The organism is Streptomyces sp. A3M-1-3, assembly GCF_024213665.1.
Lineage (GTDB): Bacteria > Actinomycetota > Actinomycetes > Streptomycetales > Streptomycetaceae > Streptomyces.
The window spans coordinates 5,531-30,646 of record NZ_JANAVP010000003.1; the positions used below are offsets into that span (position 1 = coordinate 5,531).

The 25,116-nt window shown below is 71.4% G+C and carries 27 protein-coding genes and 2 pseudogenes; 15 read left to right on the forward strand and 14 right to left on the reverse strand.

What is annotated here, in order from left to right; all coding sequences use genetic code 11:
* The first annotated feature begins 111 nt into the window (after positions 1 to 111).
* Positions 112 to 1,881, forward strand: coding sequence for a beta-galactosidase (locus NLX86_RS03665; protein WP_254370106.1), 1,770 nt, complete (start codon positions 112 to 114; stop codon positions 1,879 to 1,881).
* A gap of 20 nt (positions 1,882 to 1,901) precedes the next feature.
* Positions 1,902 to 2,675 (forward strand): hypothetical protein, encoded by a 774-nt coding sequence (locus tag NLX86_RS03670; RefSeq protein ID WP_254370107.1) that lies wholly within the window; start codon positions 1,902 to 1,904, stop codon positions 2,673 to 2,675.
* A gap of 107 nt (positions 2,676 to 2,782) precedes the next feature.
* On the opposite strand, the gene NLX86_RS03675 is transcribed toward NLX86_RS03670, so the two are convergent.
* Positions 2,783 to 3,559 carry a trypsin-like serine protease gene (locus NLX86_RS03675; RefSeq protein WP_254370108.1) on the reverse strand — a complete coding sequence of 259 codons (777 nt, stop codon included), beginning with the start codon at positions 3,557 to 3,559 and terminating at the stop codon, positions 2,783 to 2,785.
* 196 nt (positions 3,560 to 3,755) lie between these two features.
* Here NLX86_RS03675 and NLX86_RS03680 point away from each other — a divergent pair, with 196 nt between their 5' ends.
* A complete protein-coding gene (locus tag NLX86_RS03680) occupies positions 3,756 to 4,646 on the forward strand; it encodes a hypothetical protein (protein WP_254370109.1) in 891 nt (296 codons plus the stop codon).
* 41 nt (positions 4,647 to 4,687) lie between these two features.
* Positions 4,688 to 6,187 (forward strand): ankyrin repeat domain-containing protein, encoded by a 1,500-nt coding sequence (locus NLX86_RS03685; RefSeq protein ID WP_254370110.1) that lies wholly within the window; start codon positions 4,688 to 4,690, stop codon positions 6,185 to 6,187.
* Here NLX86_RS03685 and NLX86_RS03690 read toward each other — a convergent pair.
* Genes NLX86_RS03690 through NLX86_RS03700 form a run of 3 tightly spaced genes read right to left on the reverse strand, consistent with a single transcriptional unit; the run spans position 6,147 to position 8,053 of the window.
* Entirely contained in the window at positions 6,147 to 6,356 is a 210-nt protein-coding gene (locus NLX86_RS03690; protein ID WP_374213827.1) for an FAD-binding protein, read from the reverse strand. The two genes, NLX86_RS03685 and NLX86_RS03690, sit on opposite strands and share 41 nt — an antisense overlap.
* A gap of 7 nt (positions 6,357 to 6,363) precedes the next feature.
* Positions 6,364 to 7,275 (reverse strand): SDR family oxidoreductase, encoded by a 912-nt coding sequence (locus NLX86_RS03695; RefSeq protein WP_254370111.1) that lies wholly within the window; start codon positions 7,273 to 7,275, stop codon positions 6,364 to 6,366.
* 1 nt (position 7,276) lies between these two features.
* Positions 7,277 to 8,053 (reverse strand): SDR family oxidoreductase, encoded by a 777-nt coding sequence (locus NLX86_RS03700; protein WP_254370112.1) that lies wholly within the window; start codon positions 8,051 to 8,053, stop codon positions 7,277 to 7,279.
* An 89-nt stretch (positions 8,054 to 8,142) separates the two neighbouring features.
* Here NLX86_RS03700 and NLX86_RS03705 point away from each other — a divergent pair, with 89 nt between their 5' ends.
* From NLX86_RS03705 to NLX86_RS03725, 5 genes are read left to right on the forward strand one after another with little or no spacing between them, the layout of a single operon-like run.
* Complete coding sequence (locus NLX86_RS03705; protein WP_254370113.1) at positions 8,143 to 8,901, forward strand: enoyl-CoA hydratase family protein; 759 nt, start codon at positions 8,143 to 8,145, stop codon at positions 8,899 to 8,901.
* Entirely contained in the window at positions 8,898 to 9,746 is an 849-nt protein-coding gene (locus NLX86_RS03710; RefSeq protein WP_254370114.1) for a CoA-transferase, read from the forward strand. The genes NLX86_RS03705 and NLX86_RS03710 overlap by 4 nt, the downstream gene beginning before the upstream one ends.
* Positions 9,743 to 10,483 carry a CoA-transferase gene (locus NLX86_RS03715; protein ID WP_254370115.1) on the forward strand — a complete coding sequence of 247 codons (741 nt, stop codon included), beginning with the start codon at positions 9,743 to 9,745 and terminating at the stop codon, positions 10,481 to 10,483. The genes NLX86_RS03710 and NLX86_RS03715 overlap by 4 nt, the downstream gene beginning before the upstream one ends.
* A 17-nt stretch (positions 10,484 to 10,500) precedes the next feature.
* Complete coding sequence (locus NLX86_RS03720; protein ID WP_254370116.1) at positions 10,501 to 11,568, forward strand: nitronate monooxygenase family protein; 1,068 nt, start codon at positions 10,501 to 10,503, stop codon at positions 11,566 to 11,568.
* Positions 11,569 to 11,596: 28 nt separating this feature from the next.
* Positions 11,597 to 12,505 (forward strand): tyrosine-protein phosphatase, encoded by a 909-nt coding sequence (locus NLX86_RS03725; protein WP_254370117.1) that lies wholly within the window; start codon positions 11,597 to 11,599, stop codon positions 12,503 to 12,505.
* 20 nt (positions 12,506 to 12,525) lie between these two features.
* Here NLX86_RS03725 and NLX86_RS03730 read toward each other — a convergent pair whose 3' ends face one another.
* The 6 genes and pseudogenes from NLX86_RS03730 to NLX86_RS03755 form a co-directional block, all read right to left on the reverse strand.
* Complete coding sequence (locus NLX86_RS03730; RefSeq protein ID WP_254370118.1) at positions 12,526 to 14,058, reverse strand: DEAD/DEAH box helicase; 1,533 nt, start codon at positions 14,056 to 14,058, stop codon at positions 12,526 to 12,528.
* An 87-nt stretch (positions 14,059 to 14,145) separates the two neighbouring features.
* Entirely contained in the window at positions 14,146 to 14,349 is a 204-nt protein-coding gene (locus NLX86_RS03735; protein ID WP_037915390.1) for a cold-shock protein, read from the reverse strand.
* A 167-nt stretch (positions 14,350 to 14,516) separates the two neighbouring features.
* The gene (locus tag NLX86_RS03740) at positions 14,517 to 15,674 is read right to left on the reverse strand and encodes an acetyl-CoA C-acetyltransferase (protein ID WP_254370119.1); all 1,158 of its coding nucleotides are present in this window, start codon (positions 15,672 to 15,674) and stop codon (positions 14,517 to 14,519) included.
* 32 nt (positions 15,675 to 15,706) lie between these two features.
* A complete protein-coding gene (locus NLX86_RS03745; RefSeq protein ID WP_254370120.1) occupies positions 15,707 to 16,321 on the reverse strand; it encodes a TetR/AcrR family transcriptional regulator in 615 nt (204 codons plus the stop codon).
* Positions 16,322 to 16,354: 33 nt separating this feature from the next.
* Positions 16,355 to 17,140, reverse strand: coding sequence for an SDR family oxidoreductase (locus NLX86_RS03750; RefSeq protein WP_254370121.1), 786 nt, complete (start codon positions 17,138 to 17,140; stop codon positions 16,355 to 16,357).
* Positions 17,137 to 18,160: pseudogene (locus tag NLX86_RS03755) on the reverse strand (acyl-CoA dehydrogenase family protein). The gene NLX86_RS03750 and the pseudogene NLX86_RS03755 overlap by 4 nt, the downstream one beginning before the upstream one ends.
* 46 nt (positions 18,161 to 18,206) lie before the next feature.
* On the opposite strand from NLX86_RS03755, the gene NLX86_RS03760 reads away from it, so the two are divergent.
* From NLX86_RS03760 to NLX86_RS03775, 4 genes are read left to right on the forward strand one after another with little or no spacing between them, the layout of a single operon-like run.
* A complete protein-coding gene (locus NLX86_RS03760; protein WP_254370122.1) occupies positions 18,207 to 19,076 on the forward strand; it encodes an enoyl-CoA hydratase in 870 nt (289 codons plus the stop codon).
* Complete coding sequence (locus tag NLX86_RS03765; protein ID WP_254370123.1) at positions 19,076 to 20,221, forward strand: acyl-CoA dehydrogenase family protein; 1,146 nt, start codon at positions 19,076 to 19,078, stop codon at positions 20,219 to 20,221. Before NLX86_RS03760 ends, NLX86_RS03765 begins: the two co-directional genes overlap by 1 nt.
* Positions 20,221 to 21,192 (forward strand): acyl-CoA dehydrogenase family protein, encoded by a 972-nt coding sequence (locus NLX86_RS03770; protein ID WP_254370124.1) that lies wholly within the window; start codon positions 20,221 to 20,223, stop codon positions 21,190 to 21,192. Before NLX86_RS03765 ends, NLX86_RS03770 begins: the two co-directional genes overlap by 1 nt.
* A gap of 53 nt (positions 21,193 to 21,245) precedes the next feature.
* Positions 21,246 to 21,494, forward strand: coding sequence for a hypothetical protein (locus NLX86_RS03775; RefSeq protein WP_254370125.1), 249 nt, complete (start codon positions 21,246 to 21,248; stop codon positions 21,492 to 21,494).
* Positions 21,495 to 21,727: 233 nt separating this feature from the next.
* On the opposite strand, the gene NLX86_RS03780 is transcribed toward NLX86_RS03775, so the two are convergent.
* Both NLX86_RS03780 and NLX86_RS03785 read right to left on the reverse strand, forming a co-directional pair.
* Positions 21,728 to 22,363 (reverse strand): HutD family protein, encoded by a 636-nt coding sequence (locus NLX86_RS03780; protein ID WP_254370126.1) that lies wholly within the window; start codon positions 22,361 to 22,363, stop codon positions 21,728 to 21,730.
* 493 nt (positions 22,364 to 22,856) lie between these two features.
* Positions 22,857 to 23,054, reverse strand: coding sequence for a hypothetical protein (locus NLX86_RS03785; RefSeq protein WP_254370127.1), 198 nt, complete (start codon positions 23,052 to 23,054; stop codon positions 22,857 to 22,859).
* Positions 23,055 to 23,149: 95 nt separating this feature from the next.
* On the opposite strand from NLX86_RS03785, the gene NLX86_RS03790 reads away from it, so the two are divergent.
* Positions 23,150 to 23,389 (forward strand): flavin reductase family protein, encoded by a 240-nt coding sequence (locus tag NLX86_RS03790; RefSeq protein WP_254370399.1) that lies wholly within the window; start codon positions 23,150 to 23,152, stop codon positions 23,387 to 23,389.
* On the opposite strand, the pseudogene NLX86_RS03795 reads toward NLX86_RS03790, so the two are convergent.
* Positions 23,374 to 23,592, reverse strand: a pseudogene (locus NLX86_RS03795) (PadR family transcriptional regulator); the annotation flags it as partial. The gene NLX86_RS03790 and the pseudogene NLX86_RS03795 overlap by 16 nt on opposite strands.
* 94 nt (positions 23,593 to 23,686) lie before the next feature.
* On the opposite strand from NLX86_RS03795, the gene NLX86_RS03800 reads away from it, so the two are divergent.
* Positions 23,687 to 24,511, forward strand: a complete 825-nt coding sequence (locus tag NLX86_RS03800; protein WP_254370128.1) for an alpha/beta hydrolase — start codon at positions 23,687 to 23,689, stop codon at positions 24,509 to 24,511.
* 161 nt (positions 24,512 to 24,672) lie between these two features.
* Here NLX86_RS03800 and NLX86_RS03805 read toward each other — a convergent pair whose 3' ends face one another.
* Positions 24,673 to 25,014, reverse strand: coding sequence for a hypothetical protein (locus NLX86_RS03805; RefSeq protein WP_254370129.1), 342 nt, complete (start codon positions 25,012 to 25,014; stop codon positions 24,673 to 24,675).
* Between the last annotated feature and the right edge of the window lie 102 nt (positions 25,015 to 25,116).

The following is a 25,116-nucleotide window of genomic DNA, read 5'->3' on the forward strand; positions in this document are numbered from 1 at the left end:
GGAGTGAGCGTGTGTGAGTGAGCGTGTGTGAGTGAGCGTGTGTGAGTGAGCGTGTGTGAGTGAGCGTGTGTGAGTGAGCGTGTGTGAGTGAGCGAGTGAGGGGCGGGGACCGTGGCTGGCTTCACGGTGGGCGACGAGGACTTTCTGATGGACGGCCGGCCGGTGCGGCTCCTGTCGGGCGCCTTGCACTACTTCCGGGTGCACGAGGGGCAGTGGGGGCACCGGCTGGCGATGCTGCGCGCGATGGGCCTGAACTGCGTGGAGACGTACGTCCCGTGGAACCTCCACGAACCGCAGCCCGGCCGGTTCCGGGATGTGCAGGCGCTGGGCCGGTTCCTCGACGCGGTACGGGCGGCGGGGCTGTGGGCGATCGTACGGCCGGGCCCGTACATCTGCGCCGAGTGGGAGAACGGCGGGCTGCCCCACTGGCTGACCGGGCCGCTCGGCTCGCGGGTGCGCACGCGGGACGCGGCGTATCTGCGGCAGGTGGACCGCTGGTTCCACCATCTGCTGCACGAGGTCGTGCCACGGCAGACCGACCGGGGCGGTCCGGTGATCATGGTGCAGGTCGAGAACGAGTACGGCAGTTACGGCTCCGACCAGGTGTACCTGCGCCATCTGCGCGATCTGCTGCGCGAACGCGGCGTGACCGTACCGCTGTTCACGTCCGACGGGCCCGAGGACCACATGCTGACGGGCGGCTCGCTGCCCGGCGTGCCGGCCACGGCGAACTTCGGCTCGGGGGCCAGCGAGGGCTTCGAGGTGCTGCGCCGCCACCGGCCGCGCGGCCCGCTGATGTGTATGGAGTTCTGGTGTGGCTGGTTCGACCACTGGGGCGCGGCCCCGGTCGTACGGGAGCCGGCGGACGCGGCACAGGCGCTGCGCGAGATCCTCGAGTGCGGCGCGTCGGTCAACATCTACATGGCGCACGGCGGGACGAACTTCGCGGGCTGGGCGGGCGCCAATCGCGGCGGTGCGCTGCATGACGGCGCGCTCGAACCGGATGTGACGTCGTACGACTACGGCGCGCCGGTCGACGAGTTCGGCCGCCCGACGGAGAAGTTCTGGCTGTTCCGGGACATCCTCGCCGCGTACCGGGAGGAGCCGCTGCCCGATCTCCCGCCCGCTCCCGCCGCGCTCGGCGCGCCGGCGCGGGCGGAGTTCACCGGGTGGGCGTCCCTGGACGAGGTGATGGCGGTGCTGGGCGGTCCGGAGCACGAGTCGGCGACGCCGGCGACGTTCGAGGAACTGGACGTGGACCGCGGGCTGGTCCGCTACCGGGTGGAGGTGCCGGGGCCCCGGCAGCCGTATGCGCTGAGCGTGTCGGGTCTGCGGGACCGTGCGGTGGTGTACGTCGACGGGGTACGGGCCGGTGTGCTGGACGGCGAGCGCGCCGCACTGGGCGAGCCCGTGGCGGGCCCGGCCGTGGTGGAGCTGTGGGTGGAGTCGCTGGGGCGGGTCAACTACGGGCCGCGGCTGGGCGAGTCCAAGGGCATCTCCGGCGGCATCCTGCACGAGCGGCAGTATCTGCACGGCTTACGGGCGCAGGGCCTGCGGCTGGATGCCTTCGAGGACGCGGACCGGGTACGGAAGATCCCGTTCCGCACGCCGGAGTTCGGGCCGGAGTTCGGGCCCGGGGGCGGGGCTACGGGCCTGTACCGGGGCGTGTTCGACGTGGTCGGCGCCGGGGATGCCGCGCTGCGGCTGCCGCGCTGGGTGCGGGGCTTCGTGTGGGTGAACGGCTTCTGCCTGGGCCGGTACTGGGCGGCGGGCCCTCAGGAGTCGCTGTACGTTCCGGGGCCAGTGCTGCGCGAAGGCGGCAACGAGGTGTGGGTGCTGGAGCTTGAAGGCGCGGGCGAGCGGTTCGTTCACTTCGCGTGACGGCCCGCAATTGGTTCGTAATGGCTCGTACGCGCCGTCGCTATGCGGCGATCGAACCCCAGCACGCCGTGGAGACGCTGATCCGGACGCGTACGGCCGAACTCGACCAGGTCCGGGCCGCATCGGCGGAGTTGTCCCGGTTGTTCGCGGCGACGCAGGACGGTGGGTCGGACGAGGTTGAGATCATTCGCGGCAGCGAGGCGCTGGGCCGCTGGTTCGTACGGCTTCAGCAGGAGGCCCGTGGCGACGTCCGCACCCTGGACCGTCCTCCGTACGCCCTCACCACCGCCAACCCCGTGGAGGAGACCGCACTCGGCAAGGGCCTCGCCTACCGGGCGGTATACGCTCCGGAGGCCCTTGAATGGCCCGGAGTCCTCGATGACATCCGCCGGCTTGTCCGGCACGGCGAGCAGGCCCGCGTGCTGCCGAGCCTCCGCGTCAAGCTGGCCATCGCCGACCGCCGCATCGCTCTGATGCCGCTCACGCTCGACCTCGCCGACGTGCGTGCCGCTGTGGTCCGTCCGTCCACACTGCTTGACGCGCTCGTCGACTACTGGGAACTGTGCTGGCAGCAGGCCACGCCGCTGGAGGGCCCGGCCGAGGAGTCTCTCGCCGAGGACGACCGGCTGATGTTGTCTCTGCTGGTCAGCGGTCTCAAGGACGAGGCGATCGCACGGCAGTTGGGCTGGTCCCTGCGCACCATGCGGCGACGTACCAGCCGTCTGCACGAGCTGCTGGGCGCCACGAACCGCTTCCAGGCCGGGGTGGTCGCAGCTCGCCGCGGCTGGCTCTGAGCCCGCCTCGCTCTTCCGGCAGGTGTTGCCCTGGCCGGACGAGCGAGGCGGGCGCTGTGCTCAGCGGCTGGGCTCAGCAGGCGGGCCCAGCGGCTGGAGGGTCCGGGTCAGAGTCCTGCCGCTGCCGACTTGATCTGGGCGGCGAAGGTGGACACCTCGGTGTAGACACCGGGGTAGCCGGCCCGGGCGCAGCCCTCGCCCCAGCTGGTGATGCCGACCTGGACCCAGGCGCCGGCGTTGTCCTTGCGGAACATCGGGCCGCCGGAGTCGCCCTGGCAGGTGTCGACGCCGCCCTCGGCCATGTAGCCGGCGCAGATCTCCTCGGCGGCGACGAGGCTGCTGCCGTACGCCTGCTTGCAGGTGGCGTCGGAGACGAACGGGACGTTGGCCTTGCGCAGGTAGCGCTGCTGGCCGCCGCCCTCGGTGGCGGCGCCCCAGCCGGCGACGGTGAAGGTGCCGGTGTTGTACTGCGTGGTCTCGGCGATCTTCAGGATCGGCAGGTTGATCGGCTGGGCGAGCTTGATCAGCGCCCAGTCCCTGCCGGTGCCGTTGTAGCCGGGGGCCTGGAGGACCTTGGTCGACTTCACCTTGATGGCGCTGGAGCTCCGGAGGTCCACGACGCCGGCGGTGGCGGTGATGGAGGTGTTGTTGCCGGAGCCGTTCACGCAGTGGGCGGCGGTGAGGACGATGGTCTGGGTGTACAGGGCGCCACCGCAGCCCATGGAGAGCCGGACCATGAAGGGGAATTCGCCCTGGGCGGCGCGGACTCCGCCGACGACGGGGGGCGCGGCGGCGGACGCGGAGGTGGGCTGGAGGCTGACGACCGCGAGTCCGACGGCTACGACGGCGGCAGATCTCTTGAGCAGGCTGATGAGTCTTTTCAACGGACTGCCTTTCGTGGGGGGTTGGACTAATTGTGGCGAGTTCATGCCAAGTCAGTCGGCATGACCATGCCAAGACGCTGTTGGATTATGGGGAGTCGCTCAGCCGTGCGACAAGGGACCCTTTCAGCCACCACCGCCCCCGCCGTGGTCTCCGCTTACAGTGGAAGCCGGTTCACCTTCATCCGGAGGTACGGACGTGGCGAACGGCAGCGAGGTCGTGCACGGCTATCCGCACCTCTCCACCGTGCGGGCGGCCATCACCGCGCTCTACAAGCGGCTGTCGTACGACGGCATCCGCGGCTACGCCCCGAGCTTCGCCCCCGTCGACGCGGCCTTCTCCGACCACGACGACCTCCATCCGGGTGCCCAGCGGGTCGCCCACGCGATGGTGCAGCACCTGCACCTGCCGGACGCCCGCATGATCGTCAGCTTCCGCGAGATGGAGCATGCGGCGAGCGTCGAACTCGCTGCGGGCCCCGAATACTTCATCGAGCTCAACGACCGCTTCAGAACCCACCGCCAGGACATCGGCGCTGCCCTCGCCCACGAGATCACCCATGTCCTGCTGCACCGGCTCGGCCTCGAGTTCCCCGGCAACCGCGACAACGAGATCCTCACGGACACGGCGGCCGCCTATCTCGGCGCGGGCTGGCTGCTGCTCGACGCGTACCGCGAGGACGCCAGTTCCAGCCAGAAGCTCGGCTATCTGACCCCGGAGGAGTTCGGCTACGTCCTGGCCAAGCGCGCGCTCGTCTTCGACGAGGACCCGGCCATCTGGTTCACCAGCCCGCAGGCGTACACGGCGTACACCAAGGGTCTGGCGCAGGCCCGCCGCGACGAGCAGCAGCCCCCGCTGACGGCGGCCGGCTGGTCGGGGCGCCGCCGGTACGCCAAGGACCGCCGGTACGCGATCGACCACGCGGGACCGACACCGCCCGGCTCCCCGTACAGCTTCGACGGCGGCCCCGGCTCACTCCGAGTCGCCTTCGACTGTCCCACCTGCCGCCAGCGCATCCGCGTCCCGGCCCGCGGCCGGGTACGAGCCCGCTGCGGCCTGTGCCGCACGGTCCTGGAGTGCGATACCTGAATGATTTTGCAGTCGGGCACCCGTCGCGCCATGGTCGGAGTATGGACACAGAGTCGGCAGCAGGCCACGGGGACCTCTTCGAGGCCGTGGTCAGTGGTGAGGACGACACCGTCGTGCGGCTGCTTCGCGCGGGCATTCCGGCCGAGGCGACCGACGAAGAAGGTCAGACCGCCCTCTATCTGGCCGCGGTCCAGGACCAGCCCGGCATCGCCCGGCTGCTGCTCGCCGCCGGTGCTGATCCGGACCGGCCCAGTGGCGCGGACTCCGTGGATCTGCCGCTGTGCGGCGCCGCGTGCGGGGGGCATGCCGAAGTCGTACGGGCCCTGCTGGCCGCCGGCGCGCAGCCGGACCGCCGGGAGGAGTTCGGGTACACGGCGATGACGTGGGCCGTGCAGCAGGGCCACTCCGACACGGTGGAGGCGCTGCTCGCGCACGGGGCGAGCCCGGACCTGGCGGGCCCCCGCGGGGAGCCGCCGCTGCTGCTCGCCGCGCGGCGCGGGGCCGCCGGCACCGTAAGGGCTCTGCTGGAGCACGGCGCGGCGGCGAAGAACGAGGCGCTGGGCGAGGCCCGGCGGTGGCTCGCCATGGATGTCGGGCAGGAGCTGCGGCGCAGGCTGACGAGCGCGTACGAGGGCGAGTTCGAGGCGGTGACGCGCCGGGTCGAGGAGGACGGCGGCGTGACGGTCATTGTCGAGCTGGTGGGGGACGGCGCGCCGCGGGCGGGCGACGAGCAGCAGACCGGGCATGCGGCCATCGCCACGCTGCTGGAGGCGGAACTCGGCATTCAGACGCCGTTCGCGGAGCTGGCCGAGCGGGCCCTGCGGTGCGGGGACCCGGCGAACGACGACTGGATCGAGTCGATGTACGCCTTGCACCGGCGCGGCGACGAGGAGACCTTCCAGGCCGCCTCCGCGTGGTGCGCGAGCGGCGAGCCCATGCGGCAGGCGTTCGCCGCGGATGTACTGGGGCAGCTCGGCTTCCGGGGTGGGGAGAAGCCGTTCGCGGCGCGCTCGCTGCCCGTACTGCGGGAGCTGGCCCGGGAAGCGGCGGACCCGGAGCTGATCCAGTCCGCCGTGCTGGCGCTGGGCCACCAGGGCGATCCGGCCGCGCTGCCGGAGGTCCTGCGCCACGCGGGGCATCCGGACCGGGAGGTGCGGCACCGGGTGGCGCTGGCGCTGGGCGGGATGGTGCCGGGCGATCACGAGGAGGCGATCGGGGTGCTGGTCACGCTGAGCGGCGACCCCGACGACCGCGTGCGGGACTGGGCGACGATGGCGCTGGCGGGGGTGGAGGCCGATACTGCGGTGATCCGGGAGGCGCTGGCGGCCCGGCTGGACGACGACGACACGGACACCGTGGCGGAGGCGGCACGCGGGCTGGCGTTGCGTCAGGATCCGCGTGCCGCCGAGGCGTTGATCCGGCTCCTCGCCGACGGGGATCCGGACGGCTATGCGTACTCCACCGCCGTGCAGGCCGTGGAGTACGTCGAGGACGACGACGTCAGGATGCTGCTGGAGCGGACGGCCCCGCGATGCCGCTGACGCCCGCGCTCTCGCTGACGCCCGCGATATCGTTGACCGCCGCCCAGCTGAACGCCATCGCCGGACCGATCGTCGCGCCCGGCCCCGGACAGGTCTCGCCCATCACCGCGGCCGAGCAGTTCCCGGACGCGTACAGCCCGGGGATGACCGTGCCGTCCTCGCGCAGCACCCGTGCGTCACCCCGCCCCGTACACCGGTCGGGCCGGCTCCGCCTGTGTCAGTAGCTTTGCTGCCGCTTCGCCCGCCTCCGCCGGGGTCCAGCGGGCGCCCTTGTTCGCCGTTGGGCCGGGGCGCCAGCCCTCCATGACCGTGATACGGTCCGCCTCGGCCTCGAACACCCGGCCCGTCACCCCGGCGCTCGCTGCCGAGCCGAGCCAGACCACCAGGGGCGAGACGTTCTCGGGCGCCATCGCGTCGAACTCGCCCTCCCCCGGCGCAGCCATCGTTTCGGCGAACGTCTGCTCCGTCATCCGGGTACGCGCCGCCGGCGCGATCGCGTTGACCTGTACCCCGTATCGCCCCATCTCCACCGCCGCCACCAGCGTCAGCCCCACGATGCCGGCCTTGGCCGCCGAGTAGTTGCCCTGTCCGACGCTGCCCAACAGGCCTGCGCCCGAGCTGGTGTTCACCACCCGCGCGGCCACCTGCCGGTCCGCCTTCGCCTGCGCGCGCCAGTACGCGGCCGCATGCTTGAGCGGCAGGAAGTGCCCCTTGAGGTGCACCCGCATCACCGCGTCCCAGTCGTCCTCCTCCAGATTCACGAGCATCCGGTCGCGCAGAAACCCGGCGTTGTTGACCAGCGTGTCCAGCCGCCCGAACGTGTCCACCGCCGTTGAGACCAGCGACGACGCGCCTTCGCTCGTCGCGATGTCGCCCCCGTGCGCGACCGCCTGCCCGCCCCCCGCCACGATCTCGTTCACGACCCGCTGCGCCGTGCTCGCCGATGTCCCCGCCCCGTCCCGCCCGACCCCCAGGTCGTTCACGACGACCTTCGCCCCCTCGGCCGCGAAGGCCAGCGCATGGGCTCGTCCCAGACCCCGCCCCGCACCCGTCACGATGACGACGCGTCCCGCACAGATTCCGGTCATTTCACACTCCCTTGTTGACATTGGCCGCATCCAGAAACGCCGGCCGTTCCCCGCCCCCATGCACCAGCAGCGAGGCCCCGCTCACATACGCGGCCCGGTCCGAGGCGAGGAAGACGGCCGCGTCGCCGATCTCGGACGGCTCGGCCGGCCGGCCCGCCGGGACCGTACGTCCGACGGCGTCCACCCCCGCCTGGTCCCCGTAGTGCAGGTGCGACAGCTCCGTCCGCACCATGCCGAGGACCAGCGTGTTCACCCGCACCTCCGGCGCCCATTCCACGGCCATCGAGCGGGCGAGGTTCTCCAGCCCCGCCTTGGCCGCTCCGTACGCCGCCGTCCCCGGCGACGGACGCGCCCCGCTGACGCTGCCGATCATCACGATCGAGCCGCGCGTCCGCTTCAGATGCCCGTACGCCGCGAGGGAGGCGGTCATCGGCGCCACCAGGTTGAGTTCCAGTACCCGCGCATGCCGCTCGGCGCCGCCCTCCCCCAGCATCCGGTACGGTGTCCCGCCCGCGTTGTTGACCAGTACGTCGAGCCGGCCGTGGCGCGCCGTGACGCCCGCGAAGAAGTCCTCGACCGCGGCGGGGTCCCGCAGGTCGACGGGCGCGAAGTCGGCCTTGCGGCCGTCCGCCTCGACCACACCTTCGGGCGGCCTGCGCGCGCAGACCACAACCTCCGCGCCCGCCTGCAGAAACGCCCGAGCGATACCCGCGCCGACCCCCCTCGTGCCGCCCGTGACGACCGCTACCCGGCCGGCCAGATCCACCGTGATGCTCAACCCGCACCTCCCGCAGCGCGCGATCCGCTGCTACCTTCCTCATCCAACGCACCTAACAAATGTTTGGTGGAAAGGTAGCTGATCCGCTCATGGGTGTCTCCACCTCAAGCCCGGACAAGGGCATTTCCGTCGTCACGGTCGACTTCCCGCCCGTCAACGCCCTCCCGGTACAGGGCTGGTACGACCTCGCCGACGCCGTCCGCACGGCCGGCCGCGACCCCGGGACGCGCTGCGTCGTACTCGCCGCCGCCGGCCGCGGCTTCAACGCCGGCGTCGACATCAAGGAGATGCAACGCGACACCGGCCACCAGGCCCTCATCGGCGCGAACCGCGGCTGCGCCGAGGCCTTCGCCGCGGTGTACGAGTGCGAGGTCCCCGTCGTCGCGGCCGTGCACGGCTTCTGCCTCGGCGGCGGCATCGGCCTCGTCGGCAACGCCGACGCGATCGTCGCCTCCGACGACGCCACGTTCGGCCTGCCCGAACTGGACCGCGGCGCACTCGGCGCCGCCACCCATCTCGCCCGCCTCGTCCCACAGCATCTGATGCGCGCGCTGTACTACACCTCGCGCACCGCCACCGCCGCCGAACTGCACACGCACGGCTCGGTGTGGAAGGTCGTCCCCCGCGGCGAACTACACGACGCCACGTTGGAGTTGGCACGCGAGATCGCGCAGAAGGACGGGTACCTCATCCGGCTGGCCAAGGCCGCCGTCAACGGGATCGACCCGGTGGACGTGCGCCGCAGCTACCGCTTCGAGCAGGGCTTCACCTTCGAGGCCAACCTCAGCGGAGTCGCCGACCGCGTCCGCAACACCTTCAGCGGCACGGACGAGGAGGAGCAGTCGTGAGCGACAAGACCATGACACCGGACGAGGTAGTCTCCCGGCTCCGCAGCGGCATGGCGGTCGGCATCGGCGGCTGGGGCTCGCGCCGCAAGCCCATGGCCCTGGTGCGGGCACTGCTCCGCTCCGAGATCACCGATCTCACCGTCGTCTCGTACGGCGGCCCCGACGTCGGCCTGCTCGCCGCCGCCGGCCGCATCCGCAAGCTGGTCGCGGCCTTCACCACCCTCGACTCGATCCCCCTCGAACCGCACTTCCGCGCCGCCCGCCAGCACGGCGCGTTCGAACTCACCGAGATCGACGAGGCGATGTTCATGTGGGGCCTGACCGCCGCCGCCAACCGGCTGCCCTTCCTTCCCGTACGCGCCGGCCTCGGCTCCGACGTCATCACCGTCAACCCCTCCCTCCGTACGGTGAAGTCCCCGTACGAGGACGGCGAGGAGTTCGTCGCCGTACCCGCCCTGCGCCTGGACGCCGCCCTGGTCCACATGAACCGCGCCGACCGGCTCGGCAACGGCCAGTACCTGGGCGCCGACCCGTACTTCGACGACCTGTTCTGCGAGGCGGCGGACACGGCGTACGTCTCGTGCGAACAGCTCGTCGAGACCGCCGCCCTCACCAAGGACGCGGCCCCACAGACGCTCCTCCTCAAACGCCACGCGGTCACCGGCGTCATCGAGACCCCGAACGGCGCGCACTTCACCTCCTGCGCCCCGGACTACGACCGCGACGAGGCATTCCAGCGGATGTACGCGACCACGCCCTGGCCGGAGTTCGCCGAGCGCTTCCTGTCCGGCGACGAGAAGACGTACCAGTCCGCCGTCCAGGCCTGGCACGAGGAGCAGAAGTGAACACCCAGAACCCCACCCGCGCCGAGACGTGCGTCATCGCCTGCGCCGAGGCCTGGCGCGACAACGGCGAGGTGCTGGCCAGCCCCATGGGTACGATCCCCTCGATCGGCGCCCGGCTGGCCCGGCTCACCTTCTCCCCCGCCCTCCTCCTCACCAACGGCGACGCGCTGCTCGTCGGCCCCGACGGGGTGACCGAGGGCTGGCTCCCGTACCGACAGCACCTCAGCATGGTCACGGGCGGCAAGCGCCACGTGATGATGGGCGCGAGCCAGATCGACCGGTTCGGCAACCAGAACATCTCCTGCATCGGCGACTGGCAGCGGCCCGCCCGCCAGCTGCTCGGTGTCCGCGGTGCACCCGTCAACACCCTCAACAACCCGACCAGTTACTGGGTGCCGAAGCATTCCGCCCGGGTCTTCGTCGAACGCGTCGACATGGTCTGCGGCGTGGGTTACGACAGTGCCGCCGCGGCCGGCCCCTCCGCGACCCGCTTCCACCGCATCCCGCGCGTGGTCAGCAACCTCGGTGTCTTCGACTTCGCGACACCGGACCGGTCGATGCGACTGGCCTCCCTCCACCCCGGCGTCACCGTCGAGGAGGTACGGGAATCCACCGGCTTCGCGCTCACCGTGCCCGACGACGTCCCGTACACGCGGGAGCCGACCGCGGACGAACTCCGGCTGATCCGCGAGGAGCTCGACCCGCGCGGCACGCGCGACCGCGAGGTCCCGGCGTAATGGAGACGGCACCCGTCATGGATACGGCACTCACCAGGCTCACCGGCGTACGGCATCCCATCGTCCAGACCGGCATGGGCTGGGTCGCGGGCCCCCGGCTCGTCTCCGCCGCCGCCAACGCCGGCGCACTGGGCATCCTCGCCTCCGCGACGATGACCCCGGACCAGCTGAAGTCGGCGGTACGGGAGGTCAAGTCCCGCACAAACGCGCCCTTCGGGGTCAATCTGCGCGCCGACGCGGGCGATGCGCGCGAGCGGGTACGGATCATCATCGACGAGGGCGTGAAGGTCGCCTCGTTCGCCCTGGCCCCGTCCAGGGAGCTCATCGCCGAGCTCAAGGACGCCGGCGTCGTCGTCATCCCCTCCGTCGGCGCCCGCCGCCACGCCGAGAAGGTCGCCGCCTGGGGCGCGGACGCCGTCCTCGTGCAGGGCGGCGAGGGCGGCGGCCACACCGGCGAGGTCGCCACCACCGTGCTCCTCCCCCAGGTCGTCGACGCGGTCGGCATCCCGGTGATCGCGGCGGGCGGCTTCTACGACGGCCGCGGACTGGTCGCCGCCCTCGCCTACGGCGCGGCGGGGATCGCCATGGGCACCCGCTTTCTGCTCACGTCCGACTCGACCGTCCCGGACGCGGTCAAGGCCAAGTACCTCGCGGCGAGCGTCAAGGAGGTCACGGTCACCACCGCCGTGGACGGCCTTCCGCACCGCATGCTCCGTACCGACCTGGTCAACTCCCTGGAGAGGGCGGGCCGTACGCGGGCTGTTGCCCAAGCGGTGCGCCGGGCCGCCGGGTTCCGGAAGATCTCCGGGCTGAGCTGGGCGCGGATGGTCCGGGACGGACTCGCGATGAAGCACGGCAAGGACCTCACCTGGAGCCAGGTCCTGCTGGCCGCCAACACCCCGATGCTCCTCAAAGCGTCCATGGTCGAGGGCCGTACGGACCTCGGCGTCATGGCATCCGGCCAGGTCGCGGGGCTGATCGACGATCTGCCCTGCTGCGCGGAACTGATCGCCCGCGTCATGGCCGAAGCGCACACCGCGCTCGAAGAACTGCTCGCGCATCGCACCCTGCCGACAGCAGGGTGAATCCCCTCTCCCGTACAGGAGTTGTCCGATGAGCCGTGCCCGAATCCGCCTGGCGACCGGAGCCGTTGTCTCCGCCCTCGCCATCGGGTGTCTTCCCGCCTCGGCAGTCGCCGAGGCCCCGCGCACCACCGTTGTCTCCAGTACCCACATCCGCCAGATTCCCCTCCAGGGCGCGGTCAACGTCCGTGACCTGGGCGGCTACCGTACGTGCGGCGGGCAGACGGTCCGCTACGGACAGGTCTACCGCGCCGACGCCCTGAGCAAGCTCACCGACGCCGACATCGCAACCCTCTCCGGGCTCGGCCTGCGGAAGGTCGTCGACTTCCGGGTGCCGCTGGAGCTCCAGTACGACGGCTCGGACCGGCTGCCCGCCGGGCTGTCGGTCACCTCCCGCCCGGTGACCGACAGCGGCCTGTACGGACAGCTGATGACCGCGATCGGCTCCAGGGACCCGGTCAAGCAGGAGGAGATGCTCGGGGACGGCAAGGCTGCAGCGTTCATGCGCGGCGTCTACCGCACGTTCGTCACCAGTCCGGAGAACCGCGCCCAGTTCGGCGCCACGCTGCGCGACCTCGCGGACCGCGGCCAGGCCCCGCTGCTCTACCACTGCACGTCGGGCAAGGACCGTACGGGGTGGACGAGTTACGTACTCCTGCGCGCCCTGGGCGTACCGGCGTCGACCGCCGAGCGGGACTACCTGGCGTCCAACACCTACCGCGCCGCGCACGACGCAAAGGTCCGGGCGGGGCTGAAGCAGGCTGGTCTGATGCAGAACCCGGACCTGCTCATCCCGCTGCAGGAGGTCCGTACGGACTATCTGGAATCGGCGCTGGCCGAGGTCGAGCGGGAGTACGGAAGCCTGTACGCGTACCTGAGAAACGGCTTGGGCCTGGACCTTCGCACGCTGGCGAAGCTCCAGGCCCGGCTGGTGCGCTGACGGTGCGCTGAGCTGACCGGTCAGGCGGCGGCGCGGCGGCCTCCGCCGCCCTGGGCGCCGCCGCCCTGGCCGCCGCGTCCGGTACGGCCGCGCCCGCCGCGGCTGCGGCTGCCCGGCCGCGAGGGACGGCTGCCGTTCCCATTGCCGCTTCCGCTGCCACTGCCTCCGCCGGATCGGCGCTGCGGCTGTGCGGCGGGCTGCGGGACCTCGATGGTGACGGCCACACCCGAGGGCTCGCGGGCGCCGGTGAGCCGGGAGAGCTCGGCGTCGCTGGACTTGATACGGGCCGCCGTCTGCGGGCTGATGCCGGCGTCGAGCATCAGCCGGCTCATCTCCCGCTTCTGCTCGGGAAGCACCAGGGTGACGACGCTGCCGGACTCGCCGGCCCGGGCGGTGCGGCCGCCGCGGTGCAGGTAGTCCTTGTGGTCGGTCGGCGGGTCGACGTTCACGACGAGGTCGAGGTCGTCGATGTGGATGCCGCGGGCCGCCACGTTGGTCGCCACCAGCGCGGTGACGTGACCGTTCTTGAACTGGTCGAGCGTGCGGTTGCGCTGCGGCTGCGAGCGGCCGCCGTGCAGTCCGGCCGCGCGGACGCCGCTGGCCAGCAGCCGCTTGACGAGCCGGTCCACGGACCGCTTGGTGTCCAGGAACATGATCACGCGGCCGTCGCGGGCGGCGATGCGGGTGGTGACGGCCTTCTTGTCGGTCTCGTCCGCCACGTACAGCAGGTGGTGCTCCATGGTGGTCACCGCGCCGGCCGACGGGTCGACCGAGTGCACCACGGGGTCGGTCAGGAACATCCGTACGAGACGGTCGATGTTCCGGTCCAGGGTGGCCGAGAAGAGCATCGTCTGCCCGCCCGGCGCCACCTGCTTGAGGAGGGCCGTGACCTGCGGCATGAAGCCCATGTCGGCCATCTGGTCGGCCTCGTCCAGCACGGTGATCCGTACCTGGTCGAGCCGGGCGTCGCCCCGCTCGATGAGGTCCTTCAGGCGTCCGGGCGTGGCGACGAGCACCTCGGCGCCACGGCGGAGCGTGCCGGCCTGGCGGCCGATCGACATACCGCCGACGACCGTGGCCAGCCGCAGGTTGACGGCCGTGGCGTACGGGGTGAGGGCGTCGGTGACCTGCTGGGCGAGCTCACGCGTCGGCACCAGCACGAGGGCGAGCGGCGCATGCGGCTCAGCACGCCGGCCGGCGGTACGGCCGAGCAGCGCGAGGCCGAAGGCGAGGGTCTTGCCGGAGCCGGTGCGGCCACGGCCGAGGAGGTCGCGGCCCGCGAGAGAGTTCGGCAGGGTCGCGGCCTGGATCGGGAACGGCTCAGTCACATCCTGTGCGGCGAGCGTCTTGAGCAGGGCGGCGGGCATGTCCAGCTCGTCGAATGCCTGGACCGCGGGCAGCGCGGGGGTGGTGCTTTCCGGCAGGGTGAATTCACCCTGCGGGGGGGTGGACCTGCGGGCAGGAGCCTTGCCGGAGGACTTGGCAGGGGCCTGGCCGCGGGAATTCGACGGGCGCTTGCGGGCGGGACGGGCCGGGCGTTCGGAGCGAGTCATACAGAGAATGCCTTCCTGGGGACAGCACAAGCCGGGACCCGCACCTTCACGGTGCGGGCCCCGGCCAGGAGCAACGCGTCCGGGCGATTAGGCCGGGACGATGTTCTCCGCCTGCGGGCCCTTCTGGCCCTGCGTGACGTCGAAGGAAACCTTCTGGCCCTCCTGGAGCTCACGGAAGCCCTGGGTGGCGATGTTGGAGTAGTGGGCGAAGACGTCGGCGCCGCCGCCGTCCTGCTCGATGAAGCCGAAGCCCTTTTCCGCGTTGAACCACTTCACGGTGCCAGTAGCCATGTCATTCTCCTGAATAGGTAGGGGCCCCATCCGGAGAAGCCGGAAAAACAATAATGCGCCTGAGGAACATTCCCGTCAGGCGCACATAAAGTTCATGGGTACCAAAACTGCAACACTCAGAACTCTAGCATGCCCGGCGTCGGCCGTGCGGTGGCCCGTCGCACACGTCACAGCCGCTCAATGATCGTGACGTTCGCCTGGCCACCGCCCTCACACATGGTCTGCAGGCCGTACCTGCCCCCCGTGCGCTCCAGCTCGTGCAGGAGTGTGGTCATCAGCTTCACTCCGGTGGCGCCCAGCGGGTGGCCCAGGGCTATCGCGCCTCCGTTGACGTTGACCTTCTCCGGGTCGGCGCCCGTCTCCTTCAGCCAGGCCAGGACCACCGGGGCGAACGCCTCGTTGATCTCGACCAGGTCGATGTCGTCGATCGACATGCCGGCCCTCTTCAGCGCGTACGCCGTCGCCGGGATCGGCGCGGACAGCATCCGGATCGGGTCCTCACCGCGCACCGAAAGATGGTGGATGCGGGCGCGCGGCGTCAGCCCGTGTTCGGCGACGGCCCGCTCGCTCGCGAGCAGCATCGCCGAGGCGCCGTCGGAGACCTGGGAGGAGCACGCGGCGGTGATGCGGCCGCCCTCGACGACCGGCTTCAGGCCCGCCATCTTCTCCAGCGACGTGTCGCGGCGCGGCCCCTCGTCGACCGCGACCTCTCCGTACGGGACGAGCTCGCGGTCGAAGCGGCCCTCGTCGATCGCGCGCAGCGCCCGCTGATGCGAGCGGAGGGCGAACTCCTCCATGTCGAGCCGCGAGATCCCCCACTTCCCGGCGATCAGCTCGGCGCCGTGGAACTGGTTGACGGGCTGGTCGCCGTACCGTGCGCGCCAGCCCTCGCTGCCCGCGTACGGGCCCTCGGTGAGCCCGAGCGGCTCGGCGGCCTGCCGGGAGGCAAAGGCGATCGGGATCTGGCTCATGTTCTGTACGCCGCCCGCGACCACCAGGTCCTGGGTGCCGGACAGCACCCCCTGCGCGGCGAAGTGCACGGCCTGCTGCGAGGAGCCGCACTGCCGGTCGATGGTGACTCCGGGCACCTCTTCCGGCAGCCCGGCGGCCAGCCACGCGGTCCGCGCGATGTCGCCGGCCTGCGGACCGACCGTGTCCAGGCAGCCGAAGACGACGTCCTCGACGGCGGCCGGGTCGATGCCGGAGCGGGCAACCAGTGCCTTGAGGATGTGCGCGCCGAGATCGGCCGGGTGGACGGCGGACAGCCCGCCCTTCTTCCGGCCGACCGGGGTCCGTACCGCTTCGACGATGTAGGCCTCGGCCATGACTGCTGCTCCTCGGTGTGTCGGTTTACGGCTTACGTACGTACGGCGATGCCGTCCAGCACCATCGACAGGTACTGGCGGGCGATCTCCTCGGGGCTGTGCCCGCCGCCCGGGCGGTACCAGGACGCGGCGACCCAGACGGTGTCGCGCACGAAGCGGTACGTGAGGCGGATGTCGAGGTCCGCGCGGAAGACCTGGGCGGCGACCCCGCGCTCGAGGGTCCCCAGCCACGCCTTCTCGAACTTCTGCTGCGAGTCGGAGAGGTAGTGGAACCGGGGCTGGGCGGAGAGGTGCTTGGACTCCTTCTGGTAGATGGCGACGGCGGCGCGGTGCCGGTCGATCTCCCGGAAGGACTCGGTGACGAGGGCCTCGATGGTCTCCCGCGGGCCGAGTCCGGCGGCGAGGACGGCGTCGTACCCGTCCCACAGCTCGGTGAGGAAGGCGGAGAGGATCTCGTCGAGAATCGATTCCTTGGAATCGAAGTGGTAGTAGAGGCTGCCCGCGAGCATGCCCGCCTCGTCGGCGATCTTGCGGACGGTGGTGGCGTTGTAGCCCTGCGCGGCGAACACCTCGGCTGCGGTGTCGAGGAGTTCGCGCCGGCGCTCGGGCGAGGCGGTCACCTGGGTCTTTTTCTTGTTGTTCGGCACATGGCCATTGTCGTCCAGCGGCCCGGGCACCCCCTAGGCATGCTGGCTGCTGACGGAGACCGTCTCGCCCGTCATGTACGAGGAGTAGCCGCTGGCCAGGAAGACGATGACGTTGGCCACCTCCCAGGGCTCGGCGTACCGCCCGAAGGCCTCGCGCGCGGTCAGCTCTTCGAGCAGCTCGGGGGTGGTGACCTTGGCCAGGTGCGGGTGCAGGGCGAGGCTCGGGGCTACGGCGTTGACGCGTACGCCGTACTCGGCGGCCTCGACCGCCGCGCACCGGGTGAGCGCCATGACGCCGGCTTTGGCGGCGGCGTAGTGGGCCTGCCCGACCTGGGCGCGCCAGCCGATGACGGAGGCGTTGTTGACGATGACACCGCCGGTGTCCTGCGCCTTGAGGGAGCGCAGGGCGGCGCGGGTGCAGCGGAAGGTGCCGTTCAGTGTGACGTCGAGGACCTTCGACCACTGCGCGTCGGTCATGTCGACGAGCGCCGCGGTGCCGCCGAGTCCGGCGTTGTTGACGACGATGTCCAGTCCGCCGTGTGCCGTCCCCGCGAGCGCCAAGAGCGCCTGGACCTGGGCCTCGTCGGTGACGTCGCAGGGCAGCGAGGTGACGTGCTCGGCGCCGAACTCCTCGGCGAGTACGGCCTCGGTCTCCTTGAGTCTGCGGGCGTGTGCGTCGCCGATGACGATGCTCGCGCCCTCTTCGAGGAATCTGCGCGCGGTGGCGCCGCCGATGCCTGCCCCGGCGGCGGCCGTGATGACGGCGGTCCGGCCTTCCAGCAGACCATGGCCGGGCAGGTACTGCGGGGCGCCGCTCATGCGCGTATCTCCTTGGCTTGCCTGGGTTCTTTCGGGAGGCCGAGCACCCGCTCGGCGATGATGTTGCGCTGGATCTCGTCCGATCCGGCGTAGATGGTGTCGGCGCGGGAGAAGGGGAACAGCCGCTGCCAGTCGTCGAGGCCGTACGGTGCCCCGGCGGCGACCAGCGAGGCGGCGCCGCGGACGAGCCGGTCTCGGATCAGGGGGTCGCCCAGGGTGCCGTCCTTCCTCGCCAGCTCGGCGAGCGCTTCCCATTCCCTGCGGAATCCGACCTGTTGGCCAAGGGTGGAGACGCCGCGCTCGAAGCCGAGCGTGTCCATGGCGATGCGCCAGCCGTCTCCGGCCTCCCCGACGACGTGCGACGCGTCGGTGCGCGCCCCGTCGAAGAAGACCTCGTTGAATTCGCTGGTTCCGGTGAGCTGGACGATCGGCCGGACCTCGACGCCCGGCTGGTCCATGGGGACGAGGAGGTAGGAGAGGCCGGCGTGGCGCTTGGAGCCGGGCTCGGTGCGGGCGATGACGAAGCACCACTGTGCTTCATGGGCGAGTGAGGTCCAGATCTTCTGGCCGTGCACGGCCCATTCGTCCCCGCCCAGGGCCGCTCTGGTACGGACGCCTGCGAGGTCGGAGCCGGCGTCGGGCTCGCTGTATCCCTGGCTCCACAGTTCCTCGACGGCGACGATCGGCGGCAGGAATCGGCGCTTCCGCTCCTCGGTGCCGAAGGCGATCAGGGTCGGTCCGAGGAGCTGTTCGCCGATGTGGCCCACGCGGGCGGGGGCGTACTCCTCGTGGAAGGCGATCTGCTCCTCGACGCTCGCGCCCCGGCCGCCGTACTCCTTCGGCCAGCCGATGCAGGTCCTGCCGTGGGCGGCCATATGCCGTTCCCAGGCGAGGCGTTCGGCGAAGGCCTCGTGTTCTCTGCCCGGCCCGCCCCGGCCCCTTGAGGTCCGCGAACTCGCCGCTGAGATGAGCCCGTAGCCAGCTGCGAACCTCGGTGCGGAACTCCTCGACGCTGCTCATGGCCGTACGTTAACCTACCAAACACTTGTTAGGGAAGGATGTGCAGATGCCCGCCCACGAAGAACCTGCCGAACAACCCGCTAAGGAGCCTGTCCTGTACGAGCGCCGGGGCCCGGTCGCGTACGTCACCTTGAACCGCCCCCGCTACCGCAATGCCCAGAACTCCGCGATGACCTACGCCCTCGACACCGCCTTCTACCGCGCGGCGGACGACCCCCAGGTCAAGGTGGTCGTACTGGCCGGGGCCGGCGAGCACTTCTCCGCCGGCCACGACATCGGCACCCCCGAGCGCGACGCCCACCTCCCCTTCGAGCGCCGGGCGGGACTGTGGTGGGACCACTCGGACAAGGCGGGCGCGGAGAGCCGGTTCGCCCGCGAGTCCGAGGTCTATCTCGGCATGTGCCGGCGCTGGCGCGAGCTGCCGAAGCCGGTCATCGCCTCCGTCCAGGGGGCGTGCGTGGCAGGAGGGTTGATGCTCGTCTGGGTCTGCGACCTGATCGTGGCGAGCGAGGACGCCTTCTTCGCGGACCCGGTGGTACGGATGGGCATCCCGGGAGTGGAGTTCTTCGCGCATCCGTGGGTGATGCCGCCGCGCATCGCCAAGGAGTTCCTGTACACGGGCGACCGGATGAGCGCTCGGCGGGCGTACGAGGTCGGCATGGTCAACCGGGTGGTGGAGCGGGCCGAACTGGCCGCCCGTACCGATGAACTCGCCCTGCGCATCGCCCAGATGCCGAGATTCGGACTGGCGCTGACCAAGCGGGCGGTGAACCAGGCCGAGGATCTTCAGGGCATGCACACCGGCATGGACTCGGTCTTCGCACTGCACCACCTCGCCCATGCCCACAACGCCGAGACGGCGGCGGACTCGCTCGGCGGGATGGACGTGTCAGCGATGAAGAAGGCGAGCAGCTGATGGACCTGCGGCACACCGGGCAAGAGGAGGCTTTCCGGTCCGAGGCGCGCCAGTGGCTCGCCGCGAACGTCCCCGCCGAGCCGCTGCCTTCGCTGGAGACGGAGGAGGGCTTCGCGGCCCACCGGGAGTGGGAGGCGCGGCTGTACACCGATCGCTGGTCGGCCGTCTCCTGGCCCGAGGAGTACGGCGGCCGGGGGGCCGGCATCTTCCAGTGGCTGGTCTTCGAGGAGGAGTATTACGCGGCGGGGGCGCCCGGCCGGGTCTCCCAGAACGGTATCAACCTGCTGGCGCCGACGCTGTTCGACCACGCGACGGACAAGCAGCGTGCGCGGGTCCTGCCGTCCATGGCGAGCGGCGAAGTGATCTGGGCGCAGGCCTGGTCCGAGCCGGAGGCGGGCTCCGACCTCGCCTCGCTCAGGTCGACCGCGGTACGCACCGAGGGCGGCTGGCTGCTGCACGGCCAGAAGACCTGGTCCTCGCGGGCGGCCTTCGCCGACCGCGCGTTCGGCGTCTTCCGTACGGATCCCGAGGCCGCCAAGCCCCACCACGGGCTGACGTATCTGATGTTCGACCTGGCGGCGCCCGGCGTGACGGTACGCCCGATCGGCCGGCTGGACGGAAAGCCGGCCTTCGCCGAGCTGTTCCTCGACCGGGTCTTCGTCCCCGACGAGGACGTCATCGGGCAGCCCGGCCAGGGCTGGCAGGTCGCGATGTCCACGGCGGGCAACGAGCGCGGGCTCACGCTCCGCTCGCCCGGCCGCTTCCTGGCCGCCGCCGACCGGCTCGTACAGCTGTGGCGTACGGACGGGGACCCGGCCGACACCGCGATGCGGGACCGGGTCGCCGACGCCGTCATCGGGGCGCGGGCCTATCAGCTCTTCACGTACGCCAACGCCTCGCGCTTCGCGGCGGGCGGCACGATCGGCGCCGAGTCCAGCCTCAACAAGATCTTCTGGTCGGAGTACGACATCGCGCTGCACGAAGCGGCGCTCGACCTGCTGGGCCCGGACGGCGAGCTGGCGGACGGCGAGTGGTCGGAGTCGTACGTCTTCTCCCTCGCCGGCCCCATCTACGCCGGTACGAACGAGATCCAGCGCGACATCATCGCCGAGCGACTGCTCGGCCTCCCGAAGGGCCGCCGCTGATGCGTTTTCTCCTCGACGACGAGCAGCGCGCCTTCGCCCGCGCGCTGGACGCGATGCTCACAGCCGCGGACACCCCGTCCGCCGTACGGGCGTGGGGGGCCGGGGACCACGGGCCCGGCCGGGCGCTGTGGTCCCGGCTGGCCGATGCCGGGGTGTTCGCGCTGGCGGTGCCGGAGGCGTACGACGGCATGGGCCCCCTGCCGGTGGAACTCGCCGTCGCCTTCGTGGAGCTGGGGCGGCACGCCGTGCCGGGGCCTGTGGTCGAGACGGCAGCCGCCGCGGTGCTGCTGAGCGCACTGGCGCAGGAGTGCCCGGCGGCGAAGGAGTGGCTGCCCCCGCTGGCCTCCGGCCAGGTCTCGGCGACCCTGCGCCTGGACGAGGGCCGCTACGTCCTGGACGCCGACGCGGCCGACGCGGTCTTCGTGGTCAGCGGCGAGGAGCTGCGGCTGGCGCACGGGTACGGGCCGCCGCGGCCGTCGGCTGATCCGGCCCGGCGGCTGTTCCGCCCGGCGGCGGGAGGCGAGCTGCTGGCGAGCGGCCCGGCGGTACGGGAGGCGGCGGGCCGCGCCGGGAGCTGGGCGGCCCTGCTGACGGCGGCGCAGGCGCTGGGGGTGGGTGACGCTCTCCTGGCCCGGACCGTCGCGTACGCCGGGCAGCGGACCCAGTTCGGCGCGGCGATCGGCTCGTTCCAGGCGGTCAAGCACCGGCTTGCGGACACCCTGATCGGCCTCGAGTTCGCGCGGCCGCTGCTGTGGGCGGCGGCGCTGTCCCTGGACCCCGCCGAGGTCGCGGCGGCGAAGGTGACAGCGGGCGAGGCGGCGTACGCGGCCGCCCGGACGGCCCTGCAGCTGCACGGTGCGGTCGGCTACACGGAAGAGCTGGACCTCTCGCTGTGGCTGCGGAAGACGCGGCCGCTGCGCGACGCGTGGGGGACGCCGGCGGCGTGCCGGGCGCGGGTGCTGGCGGGCTGAGGGGGGCAGCGGCTGACGGGCCTGGACGGCACCGGTTTCCGAGGTGCACCTTCATGAACGCCGCCGCGGAATACCCCGAAGCCGGCCACCCGGTACGGGCCGCGGTCGACGCCCATCGCACCTGGCTCCGCGACACCATCCGCACTCATCTGATCGAAGCCGGCCACCCAGCCCCCGACCGGGCGGCCCACACCCTGGTCCTCCTCCGCGACGGCGCCATGTCCGGCGCCTACCTCGACGACGCCACCACCGTCAAGACGCACCTGCGCCAGGCCGTGGACACAGTCATCGGCTGCGCCTGACTTCCAAGTCGAGTTCCCCGACGGTCGACAGTGGGTGCCGATTCGGGATCGCAGCTTGCTGCCGTTGTCGGTCCTGCGCGCGGTCAGCCCCGCCCGGCGGGCTTCGGCCTGCTCATGTTCGGCCCCCCTTGGGCGGCGTAACCCCGAGGAGTGCGAGCTGGTCCGCCGGCGTGGCGAAGGGGGGTGGAACCGGACCGTCGCCCTGAGGAGACCGCGCCTTCATGCCCTGAGCGTCAGCGGGTCCGGAGCGTGACGACCGCCGCTCGCCCCTCCGTCCGCAGTACGCCGGGCGACTCGCCCGACGACCCGCCCCGCGACTCACCGGTCACCATCACCGCGTCGTACAGCCCGAGTTCGACGCGCGCCCCCGCCCCTTCGAGGACCGCGGTCCCCTCCAGCACGACGGCCAGTACCGTCCCGCCGGGCGGGACAGCGAGCCGCAGCCGGCCTCGTACGACCGAGGTCTCCGCCTGCGCGCGACCTCTGCGGTACATGACGTTGAAGTTGGCGACGGGCCCGCCGAGGAGCCGGCACCCGGTCGGCTCGTCGCCCGCGAAGTCCTGCGGTACGTAACGCTCGTCCACCCGTCGGCGCTGCCCGCCGACCGTGAGGTCCATACCCGCGCCCTCGACCATGGTCAGCGTCCGCTCGATGTCCGGGAACGCGGAGTACGGCCCGTCCGCGCCGACCTCAGCGAGACTCACCCGCCAGGCGAAGCCATCCATCCCGGCACCCTCGGGCCAGGCCGCGATCCCGCGCGTGACGCCTCCGCCGTTCTTCCAGGGCACGGCCGTACGGTCGGCGGCCCTCAGTACCCGTACGGTCAACGGACGACCTGCCGGTCCTGCCGTGGTCGGTACGCCGGCCATGGGTCTCCGTTCGTCTCGTGCGGGGCGACTGAGATGTCGAGATTACGTCCGCGGCCCCTTCTCGCACATACGGCCGAAGAGACCGCACATCCGTAGCGTGAAAAACGTTTGCATAGTCATACAAATAACCCGATAGGGACATCCTCACCTCGAACTGTTCACCCTGCGCGACGGCAAGGTCTACGGCCTCGGCCGTGACCCCAAGCAGCAGTGGGGTATTCGACCCGGTCAGGGAGACCCGCAAGGACCTGCCCTCGCGGCCCGACAACTTCAGCCGCAACTACGGCTCCGCGGTGCCCCTGCCGGCCGGATTCCGCGGCCCGGACTCCGTACTCGTCCTCGGGGGCAACAGGGACGACCCGAACACCTACCAGCTCACCGACGGCAAGTGGGAAACCCAGGAGCCGCGGGCGTTCGGCCGTACCCAGGACGACACCGTGATCCTGCCGGACGGCAGCCTGCTCACCGTCAACGGCGCCTACGACATCCGCGACTACGGCAACGGACCGTACATCTTCGCCCGTTGCGCCGAGTGCGGCCGCGATCCACTGGCGGCTGTTGGGGCCCAGATCGCCACCCGGTCGCCGGGCCGTACGCCGTGGGCGATGGCGGCGCGGGCCGCTACGGCGATCTCGTCGCGCAGCCGGGTGAAGGTCCAGCGGACCTCGCCGTCGGGCCGGTATCCAATCACAGCGTTTCGGTTAGGCATATACCTAGTAGAAATAATCCTCGGAGGCTCCAATGGAGACACTCACCCCCGCGGCAACGCCCCTCGACGACACGGTCATGAAGACCGTACTCAGCAGCTTCTGCACCGGCGTCGCCGTCGTCACCGCACTCGAACCGGACGGCCGCCCGGCCGGCATGGCCGTGCAGTCCTTCTCCGCGGTCTCGCTCGACCCGACCCTGATCTGCTTCCGCCCGGCCCACACCTCGTCCACCTGGCCGAGGATTCGCACGGCGGGGCGCTTCGCCGTCAACATCCTCGCGTCCGACCAGCAGGACCTGTGCCGCCGGTTCGCGTAGCCGGCCTTCTCCAGCCGCTTGAGCTCGCTGTAGATCTGGCTGAACGACGGGCTCCAGTAGAAGAAGCGCAGCGACCAGTCGGACCACTTCTTCAGGTCGTAGCCGGACAACTCCTCGCCGAAGGAGAGCAGTCCGAGCACCGCCCAGCTGGTCGCCGGGAGCGCGGGGCGCTCTTCGTCAGCTGCCGTCTTCTTCTCCGCCACGCCCCGAAGTGTACGGGCGGACCTCGCGGGACCCTTCCCCCTCTCCCACATGCCTGATAGAAGTATTCCTATTAGGAATAGCTGCCTCCCGGAGGTGCACTCCGTCACCGAGCGGAGGACCCCTGTCCCGGTACGGATCTACGATCCGGGACCGGGACCGGGGGCGAGGCCGAGGCCGGGGGCCGGGCCGGGGTCTGCCTGGGACCGTCCGCTCATCGTCTTCTTCCACGGCGGCGGGTGGGTGCTCTGCGACCTGGACACGCACGACGGCCTGTGCCGCCGGCTCGCGTCCCTCACCGGGGCGGTGGTGGTCTCGGCCGACTACCGCCGTGCCCCCGAGCACCGCTTTCCGGCTGCCGCCGACGACGCGTTCAGCGTTGCGGCGTGGGCGGCGGAGCACGCCCGCGAGCTGGACTGCGATCCGGCGCGGCTCATCGTCGCGGGCGACTCCAGCGGCGGCAATCTCGCGGCGGCCACCGCCCTGCGGGCGCGTGACCACGGGGCACGCCCGGCGATCGCTGGGCAGCTCCTGCTGTATCCCGTGCTGGACCCGCGTCTCGACGGCGTGTCCGCATCGGCGTACGCGGAGGGCTTCTTCCACACCACCGCCCATATGCGCTGGTACTGGGACCAGTACCTGGGCCCGGACGGCGACCCGGCCGACCCGTACGCCGCCCCTGGCCTCGCCCCCGACCTCTCCGGACTGCCACCCGCGCTCGTCGTGCTCGCCGACTGCGATCCGCAGCGCGAGGAGGGCCTGGCATTCGCCCGCCGCCTGTCCCGGTCCGGCGTACTCGCACAAGTACAGCTGCACACCGGCGTCTTCCACGGCTTCCTGGGAGCAGCGGACCACCTACCGGAGGCCTACGCGGCACTGGCAGGGGCGGCGGCGTGGCTGCGGGGTCTGGGTACGAGCTGAGGCGGGGGCGGGGGCGGTTCGTGGGCGGCTCTGGCCCGCGCGCCCGGCCGCAGGCCGGTGTGTGGGGGGCTCGCGGCCACTCCGGGGCGGCCCGGCCGGGCTTGGCGGGCGGCCCCGGGTTACCCCCGAACCCGCACCCCCGCCCCAGTCGCCCCCCCCGGTTACTGGATCGTCCACCCCACCGCGCCCACCCCGCTGCTGTAGAACGCGCAGATCCCGTTCGACTCCCCGTACCCGCCGGGGGCCAGCGTCACCCAGTCCCCGGACACGTCCGGGGCCCGTCCGCAGACCACCTCCGCGCGGAAGGTGATCGTGCGATCGGTGTTGTTCGTGCAGGCCGCGATGCCGTGGTCCGGGTTGTTGTTGTGCACGTAGCCGTCGCAGTCGACGCCCAGGGCGCGGGACGGAGCAGCCTGATGGGCCGCGGCGGGCGCGGTACCCACCAGTCCCAGCGCGGCGACGGTCACGGCGGCAGCGGTCATCGTCAGGTTCTTGAAGTTCATCGCATCCTCCTTGGAGTGGATTCCGCGCTTTTCTCCCCAAGATCCTTTTCTGGAAACATGCCGCGGCGCCTGCCCAGTTCCGGTCGGGGAAGGGCAGACGCC

What these genes read in the sequence shown, in the direction of transcription:
- NLX86_RS03670 (WP_254370107.1), top strand. Translation starts at nt 1,902, where the DNA reads ATGGCTCGTACGCGCCGTCGCTATGCGGCGATCGAACCCCAGCACGCC.
- NLX86_RS03685 (WP_254370110.1), top strand. Translation starts at nt 4,688, where the DNA reads ATGGACACAGAGTCGGCAGCAGGCCACGGGGACCTCTTCGAGGCCGTG.
- NLX86_RS03695 (WP_254370111.1), bottom strand. Translation starts at nt 7,275, where the DNA reads ATGACCGGAATCTGTGCGGGACGCGTCGTCATCGTGACGGGTGCGGGG.
- NLX86_RS03705 (WP_254370113.1), top strand. Translation starts at nt 8,143, where the DNA reads ATGGGTGTCTCCACCTCAAGCCCGGACAAGGGCATTTCCGTCGTCACG.
- NLX86_RS03720 (WP_254370116.1), top strand. Translation starts at nt 10,501, where the DNA reads ATGGATACGGCACTCACCAGGCTCACCGGCGTACGGCATCCCATCGTC.
- NLX86_RS03725 (WP_254370117.1), top strand. Translation starts at nt 11,597, where the DNA reads ATGAGCCGTGCCCGAATCCGCCTGGCGACCGGAGCCGTTGTCTCCGCC.
- NLX86_RS03730 (WP_254370118.1), bottom strand. Translation starts at nt 14,058, where the DNA reads ATGACTCGCTCCGAACGCCCGGCCCGTCCCGCCCGCAAGCGCCCGTCG.
- NLX86_RS03735 (WP_037915390.1), bottom strand. Translation starts at nt 14,349, where the DNA reads ATGGCTACTGGCACCGTGAAGTGGTTCAACGCGGAAAAGGGCTTCGGC.
- NLX86_RS03740 (WP_254370119.1), bottom strand. Translation starts at nt 15,674, where the DNA reads ATGGCCGAGGCCTACATCGTCGAAGCGGTACGGACCCCGGTCGGCCGG.
- NLX86_RS03750 (WP_254370121.1), bottom strand. Translation starts at nt 17,140, where the DNA reads ATGAGCGGCGCCCCGCAGTACCTGCCCGGCCATGGTCTGCTGGAAGGC.
- NLX86_RS03760 (WP_254370122.1), top strand. Translation starts at nt 18,207, where the DNA reads ATGCCCGCCCACGAAGAACCTGCCGAACAACCCGCTAAGGAGCCTGTC.
- NLX86_RS03765 (WP_254370123.1), top strand. Translation starts at nt 19,076, where the DNA reads ATGGACCTGCGGCACACCGGGCAAGAGGAGGCTTTCCGGTCCGAGGCG.
- NLX86_RS03770 (WP_254370124.1), top strand. Translation starts at nt 20,221, where the DNA reads ATGCGTTTTCTCCTCGACGACGAGCAGCGCGCCTTCGCCCGCGCGCTG.
- NLX86_RS03775 (WP_254370125.1), top strand. Translation starts at nt 21,246, where the DNA reads ATGAACGCCGCCGCGGAATACCCCGAAGCCGGCCACCCGGTACGGGCC.
- NLX86_RS03780 (WP_254370126.1), bottom strand. Translation starts at nt 22,363, where the DNA reads ATGGCCGGCGTACCGACCACGGCAGGACCGGCAGGTCGTCCGTTGACC.
- NLX86_RS03790 (WP_254370399.1), top strand. Translation starts at nt 23,150, where the DNA reads ATGAAGACCGTACTCAGCAGCTTCTGCACCGGCGTCGCCGTCGTCACC.
- NLX86_RS03805 (WP_254370129.1), bottom strand. Translation starts at nt 25,014, where the DNA reads ATGAACTTCAAGAACCTGACGATGACCGCTGCCGCCGTGACCGTCGCC.